Raw genomic sequence first — 23109 nt, 5'->3', positions numbered from 1 at the left:
GAAGTGATTTTCTTTAGAAATATTTATGATTAGAAATTAATCATATTTTTTCTCGACAGTATGATTTTTACATAAATTATTTTTATGAAATGTCAGTATCTATAACAAGAAAATAGTAATTAATACACAAAAGAGGAATTTAAACTCCTCTTTTGCCTATCGTAAATTATACGCTTAAATGTATTTCCATCTCAGGTTAATCACCTGCAACATAGTATTTAACCTGACTTTTAGGCAACGGTTTAATTCCTCTTACTTTATCAGCTAGCTTTTCTGCAATCATAATTGTCGTCGCATTCAAATTTCCAGTGATTATTAGCGGCATAATAGATGCATCAATAATTCTTAAGTTTTTGATGCCATGTACTTTACCATCTTCATCGACAACGGCCATTTCATCCGTTCCCATTTTACACGTGCCACAAGGATGAAACGCAGTTTCTGCGCGTTCTCTGACAAAAGCATCAAGCTCTTCATCACTTTGAATATGTTTACCTGGGCTAATTTCTTCACCACGATAAGCATCTAATGCTGGTTGTGCCATTATTTCTCGTGTGATACGGATAGCTGAGCGAAACTCGTCCCAATCTTGTTCTGTGGACATGTAATTAAACAAAATACTGGGATGTTGATGAGGATCTGTAGAGGCTAATTTTACTCGCCCTCGGCTGAGTGAACGCATAGAGCCTACATGTGCTTGGAAACCATGCACTTCTACCGCATTGGTTCCATTATAATTAATGGCAACGGGTAGAAAGTGGAATTGAATATTAGGCCACGCAAACTTTTCGCTGGAGCGAATAAATCCCCCCGCTTCAAATTGATTGCTTGCGCCGATCCCTGTTCCTTGAAATAGCCATTGCGCACCAATCTTAGGCTGGTTATACCATTTTAAAGCAGGATAAAGTGAAACGGGCTTTTTACATTCATACTGCAAATACATTTCTAAGTGATCTTGCAGATTTTCCCCAACACCGGGTAATATATGTACGGGTTGAATATTAAATTCGTCTAATACTTTTTCAGGACCAACACCAGAACGTTGCAAAATTTGGGGTGATGCAATTGCACCCGCGCAAAGTAATACTTCTCGGTTGGCGTTGACATGATGAGGTGTAGTATTTTCTCCTGAAAAATAACGAACACCCACGGCTTTTTTACCTTCAAACTCAATAATATCGGTCGTTGCGTGTGTCTCAATCGTCAAGTTTTTACGCGCTTTTGCTTGATCAAGATAACCTCTTGCGGTACTTGCTCGACGACCTTTAGGGGTGACAGTTCTATCCATCGGACCAAAGCCCTCTTGCTGATAGCCGTTAAGATCAATCGTTCTTGGGTATCCCGCTTGTACACCTGCCTCAATCATGGCTTGAAATAAGATATTATTGCCTTTTTTCGGTGTCATTACACTTACAGGGCCTTTATCACCATGGTAATCATTGCCGCCAATATCACGATTTTCTGCCTTACGAAAATAAGGTAAACAGCTTAAGTAATCCCATGCTTCAAGGCCGGGTAATTTAGCCCAACTATCAAAGTCCATCGCATTGCCACGAATATAACACATACCATTAATGAGCGATGATCCACCAAGCCCTTTCCCACGACCACATTCCATGCGTCGGTTATTCATATAGGGTTCTGGCTCTGTTTCATAAGCCCAATTATATCGCCTGCCTTGTAATGGATAAGCTAATGCCGCAGGCATTTGTGTACGAAAATCGAACCTGTAGTCCGGACCTCCAGCTTCAAGGAGCAGCACAGTAACTTCAGGATCTTCTGTCAAGCGGGTAGCAAGAACGTTACCGGCTGAACCAGCACCGATAATAATGTAGTCATAGACCATTGTTATCTCCTCTGTTTCAGTCATTAAAAAAAGAATGGATTAAAAAACGGATGAAAACTCCCCAAGTTCAACTTGAATAGATTTTATTTGAGTATAATTCTGCAGTGTCACAAGCCCGTTTTCACGTCCCACCCCAGAATGTTTATAGCCACCAACTGGCATTTCGGCTGGAGACTCGCCCCATGTATTAATCCAACAAATTCCTGCTTCCAATTGATGAATAACACGGTGAGCGGTTGTGAGATCTTTGGTGACAAGACCTGCGGCTAAACCATAAACGCTATTATTTGCGCGTAAAATCACTTCATCTTCAGTTTGATAACTCAGAATACTCATCACAGGGCCGAATATTTCATCTTGTGTAATTTTCATATCATCGGTGCAATCTGTAAAAACAGTAGGCGCGACATAAGCACCTTGAGCAAAATTGCCTTCTAATAAACGATGACCACCACAAAGTAATCTCGCCCCTTGAGTTTTGCCTAACTCAATATAATTCAAGACTTTTTCAAGATGAAGAAAACTGACTAGCGGACCAAAATTAGTGTCCATTTCAAGAGGAGAACCGATCCTAATACGTGATACGCGCTCTGTGATTTTTGCTTCAAATGCAGGTTTTACTCTTTCAGGAACAAAAACGCGAGTACCATTGGTACATACCTGTCCAGAACTATAAAAATTCGCCATCATCGCAATATCAGCGGCGGTATCTAAATCTGCATCATCAAAAATAATTAAAGGCGATTTTCCACCAAGCTCCATGGTTACTTCTTTTAAACTTGAAGCAGACGCATTTGCCATCACCTTCTTACCGGTTTCAATTCCACCAGTAAAAGAAACCTTCGCAATGTCAGGATGCTGTGTTAACCATTGCCCCACATTGGCTTTCCCTGTAACAACGTTAAAAACACCCTTTGGCAATCCTGCCTCAGTGTATATTTCGGCAAGTTTTAATGTTGTCAGTGAAGTCATTTCACTTGGTTTAAAGATCATGGCATTCCCAGCGGCAAGTGCAGGCGCAGATTTCCACAATGCTATTTGAATGGGGTAATTCCAAGCACCGATACCGGCAACAATTCCCAATGGTTCACGACGAGTATAAACAAAAGCAGTTTCTCTAAGCGGGATTTGCTCGCCTTCAAGTGCAGGAATAAGACCTGCATAATACTCTAAAACATCCGCACCCGTCACAATATCAACATAACGTGTTTCAGATAGGGGTTTACCTGTATCTAAAGTTTCTAAATGAGCCAATTCATCATTACGTTCACGTAAAATATCAACAGCGCGTCGTAAAATTCGAGAACGTTCCATCGCGGTCATTGCACGCCAAATTTTCTGCCCTTGCTTCGCACTCTCAACGGCCCAATTGATATCTTCTTCACTTGCAGACTGTAAATGTGCGATCACTTCACCATTAGCTGGGTTAATCGCTGCAAATTGTTCACACTCAGGTTGTGCGCAATCGACATATCCACCATGAATATAGAGTTTATGTAACGGTGGGTTTGGCATAGTTTCTCCTTTATTATTAGTTTTTTAAGTCTTTATTTGACTCTGATTTGTCAGTTGCATATCAATATATTCATTAGTAATGATTTTGGCCTCTTCAAGAGAAAATGGTGCATTACTTAATGCACTTCGCAGCCATAAACCATCAATAAGTGCAGCTAAACCTTTCGCGGCCAAACGAGCTTGATCTTTGGTAAGAACACGCCCAAACTCGTAACTTAAATTGGAATAAAGCCTTCTGTCATTGACCTTTTGTAGACGATTTAAGTTAGGCTGATGCATACTACTCGCCCAAAATGCTAGCCATGTTTTCATTGCTGCTTCACTGGTTTGAGTAGTATCAAAGTTACCTTCAACAATGGCTTGGATACGTAACTTAGGTGTTGCATCACTTAACATTCTTAAACGTATCGCCACCGCAAAACCCAATTGATACTGGATATGGCGCATGGCAGCTTCCAACAATCCATTTTTATCACGAAAGTAGTGACTAATAATGCCGTTAGAAACACCGGCTTTTCGAGCTATCAATGCGATGCTCGCCTCTTGCATTCCAACCTCATTAATCACTGCTAACGTCGCTTGGATTAATTGCTGTTTACGTATCGACTGCATTCCTATCTTCGGCATGTTTTAAAGACCTAAAAAATACATTGAACTCATTATTAAACGTTTTTTTAATTGAACATTCAATCAATATTAACTATTGTTTATCACAATTAATTTACATTTTGATATGGAGGGACATTGTGAAAATTTGAATCTTTGAAGCTAATTCAATTAGTTAACAAAGAATGCAACTTTTAACTTTTAGATAAATGAATTTTTGGAATTTCTAATGACAACTCTTAATAGCACAAAAAAACCGCAGAAAGACAAGCTCAATTCTGTCGTTTTTTTCGCTTCAGCAACGCTTATTTTAGCGTTTTCTTTTTTCACTATTTTGATGACAGAAACAGCAAATTCATGGATTGTGGCAACGCTGGGATGGGTATCAAAAACCTTTGGGTGGTACTATTTATTAGCAGCAACGTTATATATTGTCTTCGTTATTTTTATTGCCTCTTCTCGTTTTGGAAATATCAAATTAGGGCCTGAACAATCAAAACCTGAATTTAGTGTTATAAGTTGGTCTGCGATGTTATTTGCAGCAGGTATTGGGATTGATTTAATGTTTTTCTCTGTCGCTGAGCCTATTACACAATATATGTTACCGCCAACTGGCGAAGGTGAAACACTAGAAGCAGCCCGTCAGTCGATGGTGTGGACTTTATTCCACTATGGCCTGACGGGCTGGTCTATGTATGCACTTATTGGTATCGCACTGGGCTATTTTAGCTATCGTTACAATTTACCCTTGACCATACGTTCTGCACTTTATCCTATCTTTGGAAATCGTATTTATGGACCAATTGGCCATACGGTTGATATCGCTGCCGTACTGGGCACTATTTTTGGTATTGCAACAACGTTAGGTATTGGCGTTGTACAACTTAATTATGGGCTAAAAGTTCTTTTTGATTTGCCCCAAGGATTGGGCGTTCAAGGTGGATTAATTCTATTATCTGTCATTATGGCCGTTATTTCGGCAACATCAGGCGTTAACAAAGGGATCAGGATTTTATCTGAACTAAATGTATTACTCGCATTGGGACTTATTTTATTTATCTTATTTGCAGGTGATACTGAGTTTTTATTAAATGCACTGGTATTAAATGTCGGTGATTACACTAATCGTTTTTTAGGCATGACATTAAATAGTTTTGCATTTGATAGACCAACAGATTGGATGAATAGCTGGACACTGTTTTTCTGGGCTTGGTGGGTGGCTTGGTCACCTTTTGTTGGGCTATTTTTAGCGCGTATTTCAAGAGGACGAACAATTCGACAATTTGTCATAGGCACCTTAATTATTCCCTTTGTTTTCACTCTGTTATGGTTATCCATTTTTGGTAATAGCGCTTTATATGAAGTGATTCATGGTAATAAAGAATTGGCGCAGACAGTATTAGAAGCCCCCGAAAAAGGATTTTATTCATTATTAGAACTCTACCCTGGTTTTGGTTTAACGGCTTCTGTCGCCACAATTACTGGGTTATTATTTTATGTCACATCTGCCGACTCTGGTTCATTAGTATTAGGTAATTTCACTTCTCAATTAAGCCATGTTAATAATGACGCACCCAATTGGCTTCGTATTTTCTGGTCTATTGCCATTGGATTGTTAACATTAGGCATGTTAATGGCTGATGGTATTTCTGCCTTACAAAATACAACAATTATAATGGGCTTACCCTTTAGTTTTGTTATTTTCTTTATTATGGCGGGACTTTATAAATCATTAAAAGTCGAAGATTTTAGACGTGTTAGTTCACTAAATACCAATGCACCCGCGCCGCTTTATGGCAATGCCACAATGAATTGGAAACAGCGTTTAGGGCGAGTTATGAATTTCCCGGGAACGACCTATACACAACGTATGTTAGATTTAACTTGTATGCCAGCCATGCAAGATGTGGCTAAAGAGCTTTTATTGCGTGGGGCTAAAGTTGAATTCAATTATTACCCAATTGAAGATAATGAACGATTACATCATTTAGAGCTTGTCGTTGATCTTGACCAAGAACAGAATTTTATTTATCAAATTTGGCCACAGAAATACTCAGTGCCTGCATTTACTTATCGTGCTCGCCGAGGTAAGTCAGATTATTACCGTTTAGAGACCTATTTATGGGAAGGCACCCAAGGAAATGACTTAATGGATTACACCAAAGAACAGGTGATTACTGATATTTTAGATCAATATGAAAAACATCTGAACTTTATTCATCTTAGTCGTGAAGCTCCGGGCTCGACATTAACTTTCCCTGAATCAAATTAAATCATCACTTAAAATAAAGAAAAGGAGATTGTTATTTGATCTCCTTTTTTATTTGATTACTTTTCTACTTCACTGAAATAAACAGCAATCCAATACCTAAAAGAATTAATAACACACCAATAATCTTATCGGCCACTTGCTGGTGAGAAAGTATTTTGATCCGTAAAAGCGGTGTAGAGAAAAAAAGAGCAACACAACTAAACCAAACCCAATGAGCAACAGAGATAAACATACCATAAGAAAGATTTATCCAAAGTGGGTTACTTAAGTTGGCAACTTGCGTATAAAGAGCAATAACAAACAACATCGTTTTAGGATTTAAAGCATTAGTAAAAAAACCAACACGTAATGCTTGGAACATATTGGGTGCCGAATTAACCGCATTCTCAATGGTCAGTTGTGTTTTATTCGTTAACGATTTAACCCCAAGATAAATTAAGTATCCAACACCTAGTAATTTCATAATAAAAAAGAGCGTCGGTGATCCCATAATAATAAAAGAGATACCAAATACAGTGTAAAAAACATGTACTTGTACCCCAATCGCAATACCAATTGCAGTAATTAGTCCAACTTTTACACCATAGGAATAACTGTTTTTTGTCACCATAGCAAAATCTGGCCCAGGGCTAATAACCGCCAATATTGTAATCATCGCTACAGCAATTAGTTCACTCATTGTTTTTCTCACTTTTGAATCAATAATAAGTAATAAAAAGTGACATAAAATATGTTCTTCTTTTAATAAAAAACTATTTAACTCGCCACCAACCACCCTATTTTGCTGTCTTGACTAAAAATAAAAAGCGATTTATCTTGCAGTATATCTGTGACTTTTCATCGTCTATTTTTACTCATTTTATTTATGGCTTATCGTTATGAAAATGCCCTCTTTAGCATCATTACGTTTTTTTAATAGTGCCGCACAGACAGGTAGTTTTGTGAGTGCCGCAGAACAGCTTCATGTCACACACAGCGCAGTGAGCCGACAAATACGATTATTAGAAGACGAATTAGGTATTTCTTTATTTGAACGTCGTAATCGTGCGGTTTATTTAAATGAAGCAGGCCGATATTTATATAAAACAACATCAACAATATTTGAACAGCTTGAAGAAACCGTCACCCATTTGCGTTCACCTTTACATAATCCCGTATTAGTCGTTTCATGCGAACCCACCATTGCGATGAAGTGGCTTATCCCTCGCCTTTCTCACTTTTACGCATTACATCCTGAAATAATCTTGCACTTAGTTGCCGCTGGGGGTGCTATTGATTTTAATAAAGAAGGTGTCGATTTAGCCTTTAGACGTGATGATTTTTTATGGAATAAGAATATTTATGCAACAAAAATTTGCGATGAAAAAATTGGGCTCGTTGTAAAACCGAATAATCCTGTCCATTCAACTAAACAACTAATAACACTATCTCGTCCTCAAGCATGGCAAGATTGGTATCAATATTCAGGTATACAATCTACTTATACCCATACCAGTCAGTATGAACATTTTTATCTTGCTATTCAGGCTACTCTTGCGGGATTAGGTACGACCATTGCCTCTTTTCTTATGGTACAAGATGAATTAAAAGATCAACAGCTTATCGCCACACATGGCTTTGTTAAAGATAACTCAAGCTACTACTTGCTCTCTCCAAGTGAAATCATGCCCAACTCAAAGCTAGATAAGTTTAAAAACTGGATCATTGCTGAAGCGGAAAAATGCGCAATAGAGACTGAAAAAATACGGGGATAATCCTATTTTTATCTCAAAAATACTCGGCTATCTGTTTGCTCCCATAAAAATAAGATGAATAAATAATTATTTTTTTAACATATTTATTTACTTCTATCTTTTTTTTAGTAATCTATGAGAACTAATAAAACATAGAATAATTTACTTGGGAAACATAGCATGAATCGTCGGTCATTCTTAACATCATCCAGCCTTGTTATTGGCGGATTATCATTAAGTTCTTTTATAAGTTCTGCTTATGCCAATGAATCATTGAAAAACAAATTGGTTTTTAACGCAGAAAATCCGCTATTACTTAACTTTAATGAAAACTCATTAGGTATGTCGCCTAACGCTCAAAAAGCCATTATTAATGCTTTACCTAATGCATTTAGATATCCAGATGATGCACGTAGCGCATTAATTAGCGAATTAGGGAAAGAATTTAAACTTTCAGATAAGCATATTACTTTGGGTAATGGTTCATCTGAAACAATTCAAGCAGCAGTGCAATTTGTCGCAAACAAAGCACAAAAAGAAGGTAAAGCGGTTCAACTTATTGTTCCTGATCCAACATTTAACTATGCCGAGCTTTATGCAGAACCATTAGGTGTAAAAATCGTTAAAGTACCGGTTGATAATACTCTCGCTTTCGATTTAGCAACCATGCAGAAAAAAGCACAAGAGTTTGATGGTATTAGCATGGTGTATCTGTGCAATCCGAATAACCCAACCGCAATGTTAACCCCTAGTGCAGATTTATCAAATTGGGTGAAGTCAGCAAAAGAGAATGTCTTTTTTATTATTGATGAAGCTTACGTTGAGTTTGTTTCTACCCCTACATTCGTCAGTGCTATCGCGCTAGTGGCAGAAGGTTATAAAAATCTGATTGTGACTCGTACATTCTCTAAAATTTATGCTTTAGCTGGGCTGCGTGTAGGTTATGGCGTTGCCGTACCAGAAGTGATTGCACAAATTGATGCGTTTGTTTCTATTGATAACACCAATACTGCTGGTGCTGTTGCCGCACTTGCTTCGCTAAAAGATGCGCCTTATGTGGAATATAGCCGTAAGTCGATTGATGTTTCACGCCAAATGGTCATAGATGCCTTAAAAGAGCTCAATATTGAATACGCACCTTCTCATGCAAACTTTATATTCCATAAAGTTAAAGGTGATGTAAAAACCTATCAAAATAGAATGAAAGAGGCGAATGTTATGGTAGGTCGTGAATTTCCACCTGCTTTTGGTTGGAGTCGTTTAACATTAGGCACACCAGAAGAAATGCACTATTTCGTCACTACATTAAAAGCCTTTAGAGCTAAAGGTTGGATTTAATCTGATTTAACGCTTATTTTATTAGTTGCTTATTTTATTGCTTGATGAAATAACGCCCTTGAAAATACTATCAAGGGCGTTTTTATTTATCGTTATTTATTACTGTTCTTGTAACTCTAGTTCAGCAATAACAGGAAGATGATCACTGGCGTCTGACCATTTAAAAGATGCTGAATCTTGTGGGATTGTCATATCTTTGATATCCCAAACTTGTCCTTTAAAGGTAAAGATATGGTCGATATCTATAGCTGGATTAATGGCTGGCCATGTACGTTTATCGCTATTTGGCTTTTCAACAGGGTTCCAAAAATAATTAATTTCTTGGATTGGTTGTTCATTGGCGGTGGAGTTAAAATCACCCGCCAATATTTTTATTGATGTTGAAATATTATCGAAACCTGTTTCTGTATCACCAATTGCAGCATCTAAAATATGTCTAACTTGACCGATACGAATAGTGGGATCTTTTTGCCAATCAAGATGTGTTCCCATAATAATAATCGGTGAATCAAACCCTGGTTTAGTCATTTGCGATAATAAAACAATACGTTGTTCTGCATTACCTGAAGGCAGATTAACGACCTGTGATTTATCAATTTTATATTTTGATAAAATGCCAACACCATATTGCCCACCATCAAAATCGAGCGCTTTGCCAAAAGCAAACTGCATATTATTGGCTTTAGCTAATTCTTCCAGCTGGTTAATATTTTTACTACGTGCTGTTTTATTATCAACTTCCGTGACAACAATAACATCGGCATCGATATTTTTGATTGCTTGGTTGAGCTTGTCAAAATTGGTGACATCCGCTGAAACTTCATTTTTACCAATATTATAAGTAGCTACTTTCAGTGTCGGTTTATTATTTTGATACACCTTATTGGGTGTACCGCCTGACTGTACAGCAAGGATTTCCGAACCTGTGGTATTCGCTACTGCCATTGATGACAGTAATACACCGGTGCTAACTAGGATAGATATTGCACTTTTTTTCATAATTTCCCCAAAAAATAAACAGAATGCCAATGAACGGTCAACAATAAACTACCACACTGGAAATATGACACAGTGATACAATCCACAAAGTTATTTCGAGTTGCAAAAAATGAGCCTATTATTAAATTTTTATCTTTTACCCATAAAAAATGCCTGATAAATATCAGGCATTAGTCACTCAATTTAAATAAATGAAGTCTTAAAGTGGATCCACTTTTAAACAAGAGACTGCGTGGCGGAAGCTTCCTTCTAATAAAGGACGTGTTTTTGCACATTCTTCATCAGCCATCGGACAACGTGTACGGAATATACAGCCTGATGGTGGATTAATCGGAGAAGGTAATTCCCCCTCTAATAAATCAATATGCTTGTTACGCTCTTTATCGGGATCAGGGATCGGCACTGCTGACATTAGTGCTTTAGTATAAGGGTGTAATGGATGGTGATAAACTTCATCATAAGTCCCTAATTCCACTGCATGTCCTAAATACATTACCAACACACGATCTGAAATATGTTTTACCACTGCCAGATCATGCGCAATAAAGATCAAAGATAATCCCATCTCTTTTTGAATATCTTTCAGCAAGTTGACGACTTGAGCCTGAATTGATACGTCTAATGCTGAAACGGGTTCATCACAAATCACTAATTTAGGCTCTAGAATTAACGCGCGCGCAATACCGATACGTTGACATTGTCCACCTGAGAATTCGTGCGGGTAACGGTTGATTAAGTTTGGCAATAATCCGACTCGCATCATCATTGCTTTCACTTTTTCAACCACTTGCGCCTGTTTCATTTTAGGTTGATACGTTTTTAATGGTTCAGCAATAATATCGCCAATCGTCATTCTTGGGTTTAAGGATGCCAGCGGATCTTGGAAAATCATCTGAATATCTTGGCGAATATCTCGCCATTGTTTATTTCCCATTCCTAGCAAATCATTACCTAACCAAGTGACGGTACCACCGGAAGCTTTGACTAAACCAATAATGGCACGCGCAAACGTCGATTTACCACAACCTGATTCACCAACAACGCCCAGTGTTTCACCTTCATATAGGCGCAGAGTGACACCATCGACAGCTTTCAGGCTTTTTTTCGCTTTCCAAAACCACTGTTTATTATCTTGAACATCGAAATAAACCTTTAAGTCATTCACTTCAAGAATAACTTTTCTATCTTGTAATGTGGCTTGCGTCATACCAATTCCTCCACCGCTTTAAAACAGGCACGTAATCGCCCTTGTGCAAATTGCGTTAACTCAGGCTCACTCGCCAAGCATTGTGCGGTTGCATACTGACAACGTGGTTGGAATGGGCAACCTTTAGGTAAACGCAGTAGATTGGGTGGATTACCCGGAATTGTTGCTAAACGTTCATCTTCACCATCTAAGCGCGGAACCGCTTGAAGCAATCCGATAGAGTAAGGATGTGAGGGATGATAGAAAATATCACGAGCACTACCATATTCCATGGTTCGCCCTGCATACATCACCAATACTTTATCGCAGATACCCGCAACGACACCTAAATCATGAGTGATCATAATAATTGCGGTATTTAAATCATTTTTGAGTTCATTTAGCAAAGTCATGATTTGTGCTTGGACAGTAACATCAAGCGCTGTTGTCGGTTCATCGGCAATTAAAAGCTTGGGTTTACACAGTAATGCCATTGCAATCATGACACGTTGGCGCATGCCGCCTGAAAACTCATGAGGGTACATACTCATTCGTTTATGGGCTTCGGGCATTTTAACCGCATCTAACATACGCACAGATTCTGCGTAAGCATCGTTTTTACTCATGCCTTTATGCAACATAAGGACTTCGATTAGCTGTGGTCCAACTTTCATATACGGATTTAATGATGTCATTGGATCTTGAAATATCATTGATATTTCTTCAGCACGCATTTTGTTTAATTCGCTCTGACGAAGATTTAAGATCTCACGACCATTAAAATTTGCACTACCCGCTGTACGACCATTTTTAGCCAATAATCCCATTAACGCGAATGCCGTTTGTGATTTACCCGAACCCGATTCACCCACAATCCCTAAGGTTTCACCTGCTGATAATTCAAAATTCAGCTTATTAACCGCGGTCACATCACCATCTGCAGTACCGAAAGTCACGCTGAGATCTTTAACACTTAATAACGACTTGGTTGTTGTATTTGTCATTTTGTTCTCCTTAACGATCTTTCGGATCTAATGCATCACGTAAGCCATCACCAATAAAGTTAAAACAAAACAGTGTGATAACTAAAAATGCAGCCGGGAAAAGTATCAACCAAGGAGAAACTTCCATTGAGTTCGCACCATCACTTAATAGAGCGCCCCAACTACTTAGCGGTTCTTGCGTTCCTAATCCTAGGAAACTTAAGAAAGATTCAAATAAAATCATACTAGGCACTAATAAAGAGGCATAAACCACAACGACACCTAATACATTAGGAACGATATGTCTTAACACAATATTACGCGATGAAACACCACACACTAATGCCGCTTCAATAAACTCTTTACGTTTTAAACTTAAGGTTTGTCCCCTTACAATACGTGCCATATCCAACCAAGAGACCATACCGATCGCAACAAAAATCAGTAAGATGTTTTGACCAAAAAATGTCACCAGTAAGATAACAAAGAACATAAATGGGAATGAGTTTAAGATTTCCAGTAAACGCATCATTATTGAGTCAACGCGCCCACCAATATACCCCGCCATTGCGCCATAAAGTGTTCCCACAATTACCGCAACAAAGGCAGCCGCAATACCCACCATTAATGAAATTCGCCCACCAATCGCAACACGCACTAATAAGTCACGACCTGATGAGTCAGTACCAAAGAAGTGGTGTGAATCAAAATGGGGTGCCATTGACATCATATCCCAGTCTGTATCGTCATACACAAATGGCGATAACATTGGGGCAAAAATGACAAACAATAAAATAAAGAAAAGTAAAACGAGACTCGTGATCGCCGCTTTATTGTGCATAAAACGACGGCGAGCATCTTGCCATAAACTACGGCCTTCAATATCTAGCTGCTCCGAGAAATTCCCCAGAGCTTCGCTGTTTTCCTTCAGTGATAACATAACGCGCTCCAGTGTTTATTAATAACGAATTTTCGGATCAATAACCGCATATAAAATATCGACAATCGCATTAAAGAAAATGGTTAATGCCCCCACAATAATGGTTAAACTTAACACCAATGAGTAGTCACGGTTTAAAGCACCATTAACAAAGAGTTGTCCGATACCCGGTAGTCCGAAGATGGTTTCAATCACCATTGAGCCCGTGATAATCCCAACGAAAGCAGGCCCCATATAAGAGATAACAGGTAGCAACGCAGGTTTTAAAGCATGTCGTAGTACAATTCTTTTCATCGGCAAGCCTTTCGCTTTTGCCGTTCTGATAAAGTTTGAGTGTAAAACCTCAATCATTGAACTACGGGTAATACGCGAGATACTGGCAATATAAGAAAGTGATAATGCAATCATTGGCAACAACATATATTGCACCGCTCCCCCATTCCATCCCCCTGCAGGAAGCCACCTTAAGGTAATCGCAAACACTAAGACCAATAAAGGTGCAACAACAAAGCTCGGTATTACCACCCCCGTCATGGCAAATGTCATGACGGTATAATCCCATTTGGTGTTTTGATTCAGTGCCGCAATGACGCCTGCCCCCACACCTAAAATGACAGCAAAAATAAATGCCGATAACCCTAATTTAGCTGAAACAGGGAATGCTTTACCGACTAAGGTGTTTACACTGTAGTCTTTATATTTAAAAGAAGGCCCCAAATCCCCTTTCGATAATTGAATTAAATAATCGAAATATTGTTTATAAATGGGATCGTTTAAGTGATATTTCGCTTCAATATTTGCCATCACCTCAGGCGGAAGTTTCCTTTCACCTGTAAAAGGACTACCGGGTGCTAAGCGCATCATAAAAAACGAAATTGTTATTAGAATAAATAAAGTCGGTATCGCTTCTAAAAAGCGACGAAAAATAAATTTGAGCATTGCCCGTTCCTATAACACAAACCTATTCAGGCGTGACGATAAAAAAGACCTTGCCTTCAGACAAGGTCTCGCCCGATTACTTAGCAATAATGTACAAGTCTTTAGTATGTAAATTATCTAATGGATCTTTACCTGAATAACCACCCACATAAGGTTTCACTAAACGGGTGTTTACATAATAGTAAAGTGGAACAATGGCCGAATCTTTATCTAATACGCCTTCTGCTTTTTGATAAATGGCGGCACGTTCGTCATCAGATTTCACACGTAAAGATTCTTTGATCAATGCGTCAAATTCTGTGTTTTTATAGTGAACAGTGTTATTACTGCTGTAAGACAGCATCATGTTCAGGAAGGAAGACGGTTCATTATAATCTGCACACCAACCGGCACGTGCAACATCATAAGTACCTTGGTGACGAGTATCTAAGAAGGTTTTCCACTCTTGGTTTTCAAGAGACACATCAGCACCTAAGTTTTTCTTCCAAATTGAAGAGGCAGCGATCGCCACTTTTTTATGTAAGTCGGATGTATTGTACAGCAACTTAAATTTCAGTGGATTGGCTTTGTTATAGCCCGCCTCTTCTAATAATTGGCGTGCTTTTTCATTACGTTGTTCTTGCGTCCAAGTCGCAAACCATTCTGGTTTGTTCTCTTTAATGCCGTCAGTAAATGGCGGGGTAAAACCATAAGCAGGAATATCACCTTGGTTTTTCACTTTATAAGTGATGATATCTCTGTCCATTGACAGTTTAAGCGCTTCACGAACACGAGGATCATTAAACGGCGCTTTCTCATTATTAATTTCATAATAATAAGTACATAAATACGGACTTATACGCAATTCATCAGGGATCTCTTTTTTCAATTTTTGGAAAAGTTCGATTGGTAAATTGCTATAAGTCATGTCGATTTCACCCGCACGATAGCGGTTTACGTCAGTGACTTCAGATGAAATAGGTAAGAATGTCACTTTATCAATAACGGTACTTTTATTATCCCAATACGTTGGGCTACGTTCTAAAACAATACGTTCGTTGACTGTCCAGTCTTTTAAATTATAAGCGCCGTTGCCGACGAAGTTAGCAGGTTGTGTCCATTTTTCACCAAATTTTTCAATGACTTTTTGGTTAACTGGCGACATGGAGGAGTGCGCTAATAATTTTGGTAAATAAGGCACTGCCTCAGATAAAGTCACTTCTAATGTATTGTTATCTAATGCCTTAACACCTAATTCTGTGGCTTTTTTCTTACCCGCAATAATATCGTCAATATTCACGATATGGGCATATTGCAGATAGCTTTCATAAGGAGATGCCGTATTAGGATCCGCTAGACGTTGCCAACTATAAACGAAATCTTGCGCGGTAACAGGTTCACCGTTTGACCATTTAGCGCCGTCACGAATTTTGAACGTCCAAACAGTAAAATCTTTATTTTCCCAACTGATAGCTGAACCCGGTAAAATTTCACCATCAGGACCAACAATCGTCACACCTTCAAAAAGATCACGTGCGAGTGCAGACTCTGGAACACCCTCAATTTTATGAGGATCAAGTGATTGTGGCTCTGAGCCGTTATTACGAACAAGCACTTGTTTCTCGGCTAACTTTACCCCATCAGGAACAACAGCCGCATTAGCCGCTAACGCGGATAATCCCAAAATGGCGCCAATGGCAATCGTCAACGCACTCTTTTTAGTTAAACTTCTCATTTTATAAAATACTCCCAGTTAGTGAGCAGGTTGTTTAACAACCGTTCTGTGATGCTACGCTGTGCTTTTAGAACGTTTTGCACAACTTATTGTTTTTACAAAAAATAAATCAATCTTGCTTATTTGTTATCAGTACTGAATTGTCTAATAACATTATAATTTTTTTGTGCCGTAATATTTTTGTGTAGTACTTTTTGGCTGTACTTTATTAAAACTGCTTTTCGATAATTAAAATCAGATATTGCTATAGAATACCCATAACTTACCAGTTTTAGTTATCTGCCTTTATAAAATAGCGCTTTAAGTCCGTATAATCAAAGGGGTCTTTACCTGTAAAGCCACCTACTTTTGGACTAACTAATCTAACACTGACGCGATAATAAACGGGGATTATTGCAGAATCCTTGTCTAGCAAGGCTTCTGCGCGTTGATAGAGTTGATGTCGAGCGCCACTATCGAGTGCAAGCAGTGCATTATTTAATGTGTCATCATAAGCTTTATTTTCATAAAAAATGGTATTTAGGCTGCTTGTGGAAAGAAATGAGTTTAAAAATGAGGTCGGTTCATTGTAATCCGCACACCATGTTGCTCTTGCGACTTGGTAATTACCTTGATTACGACTCTCTAGTGCCGTTTTCCATTCTTGATTTTGCAATGTGACATTTGCACCAATGCTTTTTTTCCACATGGATGCGGCAGCGATGGCTTGCTGTTTGTTTTGATCAGATGTGTTGTAGAGCAAGGTAAAGGTCAGAGGATTTTGTCCATCAAATCCCGCCTCTTTTAATAATTCACGTGCCCTTTCATTACGCTGTTGTTGTGTCCAATTTGCCCATTTAGGGGCTTTAAAATGGCCATTACCAATAAAAGATGGCGTAAAAGAATAAGCAGGAATTTGCCCTTGTCCCATTATTTTTTCAGCGATAACTTGTCTATCAAGACTTAATTTCACCGCTTCCCGAACGCGCGCATCATCAAAAGGGGCTTTTTTATTATTTAATTCATAATAAAAAGTACATAAATAAGGTGTTACGTGTAAATTTTCTGGCTGCTCTTGTTTCATTTTTTTATAAAGAACTGGGGGGATCGCACTATTGGTAATATCTATTTCACCACTACGATAACGATTGATATCACTGGTTTCTGAACTTATTGGTAAAAATGTGGCTTGTTCAATAACGGTATTTTGATTATCCCAATAAAGCGGATTACGTTTTAACGTCACCTTTTCATTCACAACCCAATTATCAATAATATAAGCACCATTACCCACAAAGTTTTCAGGACGCGTCCAATTTACACCGTATTTTTCGACCGTCTCTTTTTTAACGGGTTTTAAGGGAGTGTGGCTGACCATATCGAGTAAATAAGGAATTGGCTGGGTTAAATTCACTTGTAAGGTATGTGCATCGATGGCCTTCACACCTAATGTTTCAGGGGGTTTTTTACCATTAAGAATATCTGCAACATTTTCAACATATGCATATTCAAGATAACTGGCATAAGGTGAACCTGTTTGGGGATCAACTAAACGACGCCAGCTATAGACAAAATCTTCCGCAGTAACGGGTGTGCCATCACTCCACTTGGCATCTTCTCGCAAATAAAATATCCACACCTTGTTGTCATCTGTTTCCCAGCGTTGAGCAACACCCGGAATACTTTCACCATGAGGCCCAACATAAGTCAGGCCCTCTAATAAATTTAAAATAATATTGCTTTCAGGTGCACCTTCCACTTTATGCGGATCAAGAGACGAAACCTCAGTGCCATTATTGATCACAATATGTTGTTGTTTTGCCAAAATGGTGCCTTCAGGAAGAGTCACCGCATGAGAAAAAAAGGAGGTTAAAACAAGTGACATAATACTGACCGGAAATACCATTGTTAACACAACTTTATTTTTCATGAATACCTCTCCTAATAAACAATAATTTATAACGGGGTCGCTTAATTAACGATATAGATCGTTGTTAAATTTTGATTGCAATATTTGTCATTCTCTAACGTTTTTAAGATATAGACGAGATAAAAATGATAACAACACACTTCTTTTTTACACTTATCGTAAATTTTGTCAATTTATGCGGTATTCTTATCACTTAACTTTATTTAGCCCTCAAGCGTTCTATCTTATAAAAATAAAAAACAAATATCATAAGAGGCAAAACAACAAATAAACATTTAATTAACATCATGCAAGTTTTATAGATAGAAAACCTACGTAGCTCACAAAATTAATATAATTGGGAGGAAATTTGGCAGACTTGCAGAACTTTATGATGGTTTGTAAGTTAAGAATTTCCATTTGAAATTACTTACAAATAGCGATAAATTCACCTTTAGACTAAATAATAATTCCTACCTAAAAATAACAGTAGATTATTAAACCCTCACTTTTATTATTTATTTTTAAATTTTAATATAAATGTTTAATTGAAGTAAAATTAAATAAATTTCTATTTATATTTCTATACGTTAGATTAAAAACCGCTTTAATATACATATCGAATATTAAAGCGGTTTTTCATTTTAAAATAATAACGTCAAATTATTTCAGCGAGTTAGCCGATTTGGATTGAAACCATTGTAGTTTCTCATTCAAGCCCACAACCTCCCCCACAACAATCAGTGCAGGGCTTTCCATCGTTTCAGCCATATCCGCCAGTTGATGTAATTGGCCCACAATCACCTTTTGTGTGGCTAAAGTTCCTTTTTCGATAATGGCAACCGGCATAGTAGAACGCATGGTTTGGTTAAGTAACATTTGCTGAATATAGCCTGCTTTATTCAATCCCATATAAAAGACTAATGTTTGATTTTCTTGTGCAATACATTGCCACTGAGCTTCGTTTAAGCCTTTACCATGCCCAGTGATAAAACGAACACTTTGCGCATAATCTCGATGCGTTAACGGAATTCCCGCATACGTTGTACAACCTGACGCCGCCGTAATACCGGGGATCACTGAAAACGGAATGTGATGCTCAATTAAGGCTTCTAACTCTTCACTGCCTCGACCAAATATAAAGGGATCGCCTCCTTTTAATCTCACAACACGCTTTCCTGCTCTGGCCTCTTTGATCAATATTTGATTAATCTCATCCTGAGGAACACAGTGAAAACCGGCCTGTTTACCCACATAAATGCGTTGTGCATCCCTACGCACTAATGCCATTACATCATCAGAGACTAATCTATCGTAAACCACTACATCAGCTTGCTGACATTGCTGTAAACCTTTAATTGTCATTAATCCTGCATCACCTGGCCCTGCACCAACTAAAACGACACTGCCTTGAGGTTGCATATTTTCTGATAACAACTCACAGATGCGTTGTTGAATACCGTTTTCTCTTTGCGCTTCAATTTCAACTTGCAGTGACTTATCTGCAAAAAATTGTTCCCAAAAGTAGCGTCTGGCGCTCATCGAAGAAAAATGGCGTTTTACTTGCTCTCTTAACTTTCCTGCTAACTGCGCTAAAGAGCCAAGAGAGTTAGGTAATAATTGCTCAAATTTTTCTCGTAAAATACGCGCAAGCACGGGTGCTTTTCCCCCCGATGAGATAGCGACCATAATAGGGGAACGATCAATGACCGAAGGCATAATAAAACTGGCTTGCTCTGGTGAATCAACGACATTACAAAAAATCTGTTTTTCTGTTGCCGTCTGAAAAACTTGTTGGTTCACTTGCTCATTATCTGTCGCTGCAATAACAAGCCATTTACCAGATAGATAATCAGCCGTAAATAGCCCTGTTATGCAGTTGAGTTTTTGCTCCGTGTGCCATTGCATAAACTGCCCTGTAAACGAAGGTGCAACAACAGAAATATTGGCACCTGCCTCCATCAACAATCTGGCTTTACGCTCAGCAATTTCACCACCACCCACTAATAAACAAGGTTTATCTTTGAGCTGACAAAATATTGGAAAATAATCCATATTCACTCCCCTGTTTACTCATTTAGGCTAATCGCGAGCACGTACGCTGACGGTATTGCCTTCCACTTTGACATCAAAATGTGCAATGGAGTGATCTGCATCTTCAAGGCAATAACCATCTGTTAACCGAAAATGCTGTTTTTTCAGTGGGCTGACGATATACAACTCATTTTCATGTTCAGCAATTAATCCTCGTGATAAAACACTTGAATGTGCAAAGGGATCGATATTGCTTAACGCATATAACCGTGCATCACAGTAAGGACGAAATATCGCTACATGATCTTGAGCCACCAGCGCACAAACGCCTGTTCCGGGTGTAATGTCATCTAATTGGCAAACTACTATCCATTGGCTCATGATGGCATCTCCTCTGTTACCAGTTTGATATCAATGCGTTCATGTAAACGAGCGGGCCGATGTTGAAATCGTTCTTTTACCGTTTGCACTGTGGGATCAGGCATTGGGTTATTAATAAAGTGGGCAAAACGTTTTAATGCTTTTGGAGAATCAACCGTTTCTTTCCATTCACAAGCAACACGTTCTTGTAAGGCATTGAGCTCTTTTTCCAATTGTGCATTCAAGCCTAATTTATCGTTAATAATGACTTCACGTAAATATTCAACGCCCCCCTCTACGTTGTCTAACCAGACGGAAGTTCGTTGCAGTTTGTCTGCGGTACGAATATAGAACATCATAAAACGGTCGATATAATGTACTAATGTTTCTTCATCTATATCTGAAGCAAATAAATCACCATGACGGGGTTTCATTCCACCATTTCCCCCAAAATAGAGATTCCAACCTTTATCTGTGGCAATAATACCGACATCTTTCCCTTGAGCTTCAGAACATTCACGCGTACAGCCTGACACCCCAAATTTTATCTTATGGGGAGTTCTTATTCCTTTATAACGATGCTCTAACGCAACGCCTAACCCCACACTGTCACCGACACCAAAACGACACCAACTGCTTCCCACACACGTTTTTACCATACGCAATGCTTTAGCGTAGGCATGACCTGTTTCAAAACCCGCCGCAATCAACTTTTCCCAAATAGCAGGCAAATCTTGCTTATGCGCACCAAACATCGCCATACGTTGTGAACCCGTAATCTTGGTATACAGATTGTATTCTTGTGCAACTTGACCAATAGCGATAATACCCGCAGGCGTAATTTCCCCCCCAGGAGAGCGAGGAATAATGGAATAAGTGCCATCTTTTTGCATGTTTGCAAGGAAATTATCATTGGTATCTTGAAGAGACACCAAATCATCACGCAAGATATAATCATTCCAACATGAAGCAAGTAATGAACCCACAGTAGGTTTACACACTTCACAGCCATAACCTTGACCATGTTTTTTTAACAGTTCATCAAAGCTTTTCAGCCCTTCAACACGAATAAGGTGATAAAGCTCTTGACGAGAATAGTGAAAATGCTCACAAAGATGATGATTAACTTCGATACCTTGCTTAGCTAACTCTGCATTTAAAACTTGAGTCACCAGTGGAATACAACCGCCACAGCCCGTCCCCGCCTTGGTTTCAGCTTTAAGTGCTGCGACGGTATGGCATCCGCGTTCAATGGCTTGAATAATGTCGCCTTTCGTCACATCAAAACAAGAACAAATTTGTGCTGTTTCAGGTAATGAATCAACACCGATTGCAGGCTTACTTCCTGCATGTGCAGGTAGAATTAACGTGTCTGGATGTTCGGGTAATTCAATGGTATTCAGAGACAGTTGTAAAAGATTGCCATAATCTTCGGTATCACCGACTAATACCGCCCCTAATAGGTATTTATTGTCTTCACTAACAATCAGGCGTTTGTAAATTTCTTTGCCTTCATCCAGATAGATATAACTACGACACCCCGCTTGATCTCCATGAGCATCACCAATCCCCCCAACATCCACACCAAGAAGTTTTAATTTTGCACTTAAATCGGCACCTTGGAATACGGAGTGATGGCCTAATAAATTATCAACCGCAACTTGCGCCATTTTGTAACCCGGCGCGACTAAGCCAAAGGTTTTATTTTGCCAAGATGCACATTCGCCAATCGCATAAATATCAGGATCTGTCGTTTGGCAAAAATCATTGATCACAATGCCGCCTCTTGGGGCAATCTCTAAATCACACTGGCGAGCCAATTTATCTTTCGGGCGAATACCTGTGGAGAACACAATAAAATCAACGTCAAGCGAAGTGCCATCTGCAAATTGCAACGTTTTACGTGCACTTTCCCCTGTTGATAATATTTCTTGTGTATTTTTAGCGGTATGCACTTTCACACCCATGCGCTCTATTTTTCGCTTAAGTTGCTCACCACCTAATGTATCAAGCTGTTCTGCCATTAAGGTGGGTGCAAACTCGATAACGTGCGTTTCAATACCTAGACTTTTTAGCGCACCTGCGGCTTCTAACCCTAAAAGGCCGCCACCAATCACCGCCCCTTTACGACTAATACGAGCACAAGATTCGATAGCATTTAAATCTTCGATGGTTCGATAAACAAAACAATCTGGAGAATGACTCCCTTTAATCGGAGGTATCCATGGATAAGAGCCTGTTGCCATAACTAGCTTATCGTAACTAACACAACGCCCTGTATTGGTATGCACCACTTTTTCTTCACGATTAATGGTGATAACGCGCTCTCCCATTAAGACATCTACTTGGTGTTTTTCGTAATAGCCGTGTTTAACTAAAGAGAGTTCTTCAGCGGTGTGATGGGAAAAATAAGAGGAGAGATGGACTCTATCATATGCAACGCGAGGTTCTTCACAAAAGACGACAATGTTAAATTCTTCATTGCCCCCTTTATCAATCAGTTCTTCGATATAACGGTGTCCCACCATACCGTTACCGATGATTGCCAGTGTTTTCTTGCTCATTTTAGCCTCAACTTTAAAGATTTCTAAGGCTAAAATACGAAACTACTCATAAGGATTATTGATGAACATCAAATACAGCTTAATCAATTCAGCTACTACACCTTAATAGTCAGGGGATTACTACTAAAGGAGTATTTCATCTTCAAGTTCTGGCGATTAATTATTCTTCTACCATAATTAATCTTGATTGCT

17 protein-coding genes are annotated in these 23109 nt (G+C 38.8%); 3 read left to right on the top strand and 14 right to left on the bottom strand.

Annotated features, from left to right (window positions below):
• Positions 1–196 precede the first annotated feature (196 nt).
• The 3 genes from betA to betI are packed head-to-tail and all read right to left on the bottom strand — an operon-like array spanning position 197 to position 3988.
• Positions 197–1846, bottom strand: coding sequence for a choline dehydrogenase (gene betA / locus INT04_RS15025; RefSeq protein WP_193016908.1), 1650 nt, complete (start codon positions 1844–1846; stop codon positions 197–199).
• A 39-nt stretch (positions 1847–1885) separates the two neighbouring features.
• On the bottom strand, positions 1886–3361 hold the full coding sequence (gene betB, locus INT04_RS15020; protein ID WP_193016907.1) for a betaine-aldehyde dehydrogenase: 1476 nt from the start codon (positions 3359–3361) through the stop codon (positions 1886–1888).
• Between the two features lie 24 nt (positions 3362–3385).
• Positions 3386–3988, bottom strand: coding sequence for a transcriptional regulator BetI (betI, locus tag INT04_RS15015; RefSeq protein WP_193016906.1), 603 nt, complete (start codon positions 3986–3988; stop codon positions 3386–3388).
• A 208-nt stretch (positions 3989–4196) separates the two neighbouring features.
• Here betI and INT04_RS15010 point away from each other — a divergent pair, with 208 nt between their 5' ends.
• On the top strand, positions 4197–6239 hold the full coding sequence (locus INT04_RS15010) for a choline transporter (RefSeq protein ID WP_193016905.1): 2043 nt from the start codon (positions 4197–4199) through the stop codon (positions 6237–6239).
• Positions 6240–6303: 64 nt separating this feature from the next.
• Here the strand turns inward: INT04_RS15010 and INT04_RS15005 are convergent, their stop codons facing one another.
• Positions 6304–6918, bottom strand: coding sequence for a LysE family translocator (locus INT04_RS15005; protein ID WP_193016904.1), 615 nt, complete (start codon positions 6916–6918; stop codon positions 6304–6306).
• A gap of 199 nt (positions 6919–7117) precedes the next feature.
• Here INT04_RS15005 and INT04_RS15000 point away from each other — a divergent pair, with 199 nt between their 5' ends.
• A complete protein-coding gene (locus tag INT04_RS15000) occupies positions 7118–7993 on the top strand; it encodes a LysR family transcriptional regulator (RefSeq protein WP_193016903.1) in 876 nt (291 codons plus the stop codon).
• A gap of 159 nt (positions 7994–8152) precedes the next feature.
• Positions 8153–9310 (top strand): pyridoxal phosphate-dependent aminotransferase, encoded by a 1158-nt coding sequence (locus INT04_RS14995; protein WP_193016902.1) that lies wholly within the window; start codon positions 8153–8155, stop codon positions 9308–9310.
• Between the two features lie 99 nt (positions 9311–9409).
• Here the strand turns inward: INT04_RS14995 and INT04_RS14990 are convergent, their stop codons facing one another.
• From INT04_RS14990 to nirB, 10 genes are all read right to left on the bottom strand, one after another.
• Entirely contained in the window at positions 9410–10309 is a 900-nt protein-coding gene (locus INT04_RS14990) for an endonuclease/exonuclease/phosphatase family protein (protein WP_193016901.1), read from the bottom strand.
• 199 nt (positions 10310–10508) lie between these two features.
• Positions 10509–11516: a murein tripeptide/oligopeptide ABC transporter ATP binding protein OppF gene (gene oppF / locus INT04_RS14985; RefSeq protein ID WP_193016900.1), complete on the bottom strand. Its 1008-nt coding sequence runs from the start codon at positions 11514–11516 to the stop codon at positions 10509–10511.
• The gene (locus tag INT04_RS14980) at positions 11513–12499 is read right to left on the bottom strand and encodes an ABC transporter ATP-binding protein (protein ID WP_193016899.1); all 987 of its coding nucleotides are present in this window, start codon (positions 12497–12499) and stop codon (positions 11513–11515) included. Before INT04_RS14980 ends, oppF begins: the two co-directional genes overlap by 4 nt.
• 10 nt (positions 12500–12509) lie before the next feature.
• Positions 12510–13418: an oligopeptide ABC transporter permease OppC gene (oppC, locus tag INT04_RS14975; protein ID WP_193016898.1), complete on the bottom strand. Its 909-nt coding sequence runs from the start codon at positions 13416–13418 to the stop codon at positions 12510–12512.
• 18 nt (positions 13419–13436) lie between these two features.
• Positions 13437–14357, bottom strand: coding sequence for an oligopeptide ABC transporter permease OppB (oppB, locus tag INT04_RS14970; RefSeq protein WP_193016897.1), 921 nt, complete (start codon positions 14355–14357; stop codon positions 13437–13439).
• A gap of 76 nt (positions 14358–14433) precedes the next feature.
• Positions 14434–16071, bottom strand: coding sequence for an oligopeptide ABC transporter substrate-binding protein OppA (gene oppA, locus INT04_RS14965; RefSeq protein ID WP_193016896.1), 1638 nt, complete (start codon positions 16069–16071; stop codon positions 14434–14436).
• Positions 16072–16342: 271 nt separating this feature from the next.
• The gene (locus tag INT04_RS14960; RefSeq protein WP_193016895.1) at positions 16343–17980 is read right to left on the bottom strand and encodes an ABC transporter substrate-binding protein; all 1638 of its coding nucleotides are present in this window, start codon (positions 17978–17980) and stop codon (positions 16343–16345) included.
• 642 nt (positions 17981–18622) lie between these two features.
• Entirely contained in the window at positions 18623–20014 is a 1392-nt protein-coding gene (gene cysG, locus INT04_RS14955; protein WP_193016894.1) for a siroheme synthase CysG, read from the bottom strand.
• A gap of 27 nt (positions 20015–20041) precedes the next feature.
• A complete protein-coding gene (gene nirD / locus INT04_RS14950) occupies positions 20042–20374 on the bottom strand; it encodes a nitrite reductase small subunit NirD (RefSeq protein ID WP_193016893.1) in 333 nt (110 codons plus the stop codon).
• Positions 20371–22917 carry a nitrite reductase large subunit NirB gene (nirB, locus tag INT04_RS14945; protein WP_193016892.1) on the bottom strand — a complete coding sequence of 849 codons (2547 nt, stop codon included), beginning with the start codon at positions 22915–22917 and terminating at the stop codon, positions 20371–20373. The genes nirD and nirB overlap by 4 nt, the downstream gene beginning before the upstream one ends.
• Between the last annotated feature and the right edge of the window lie 192 nt (positions 22918–23109).

The sequence above is a fragment of the Proteus sp. FME41 genome (assembly GCF_014897315.1).
Classification (GTDB): domain Bacteria; phylum Pseudomonadota; class Gammaproteobacteria; order Enterobacterales; family Enterobacteriaceae; genus Proteus.
This window is presented reverse-complemented; position numbering and strand designations above follow the sequence as displayed.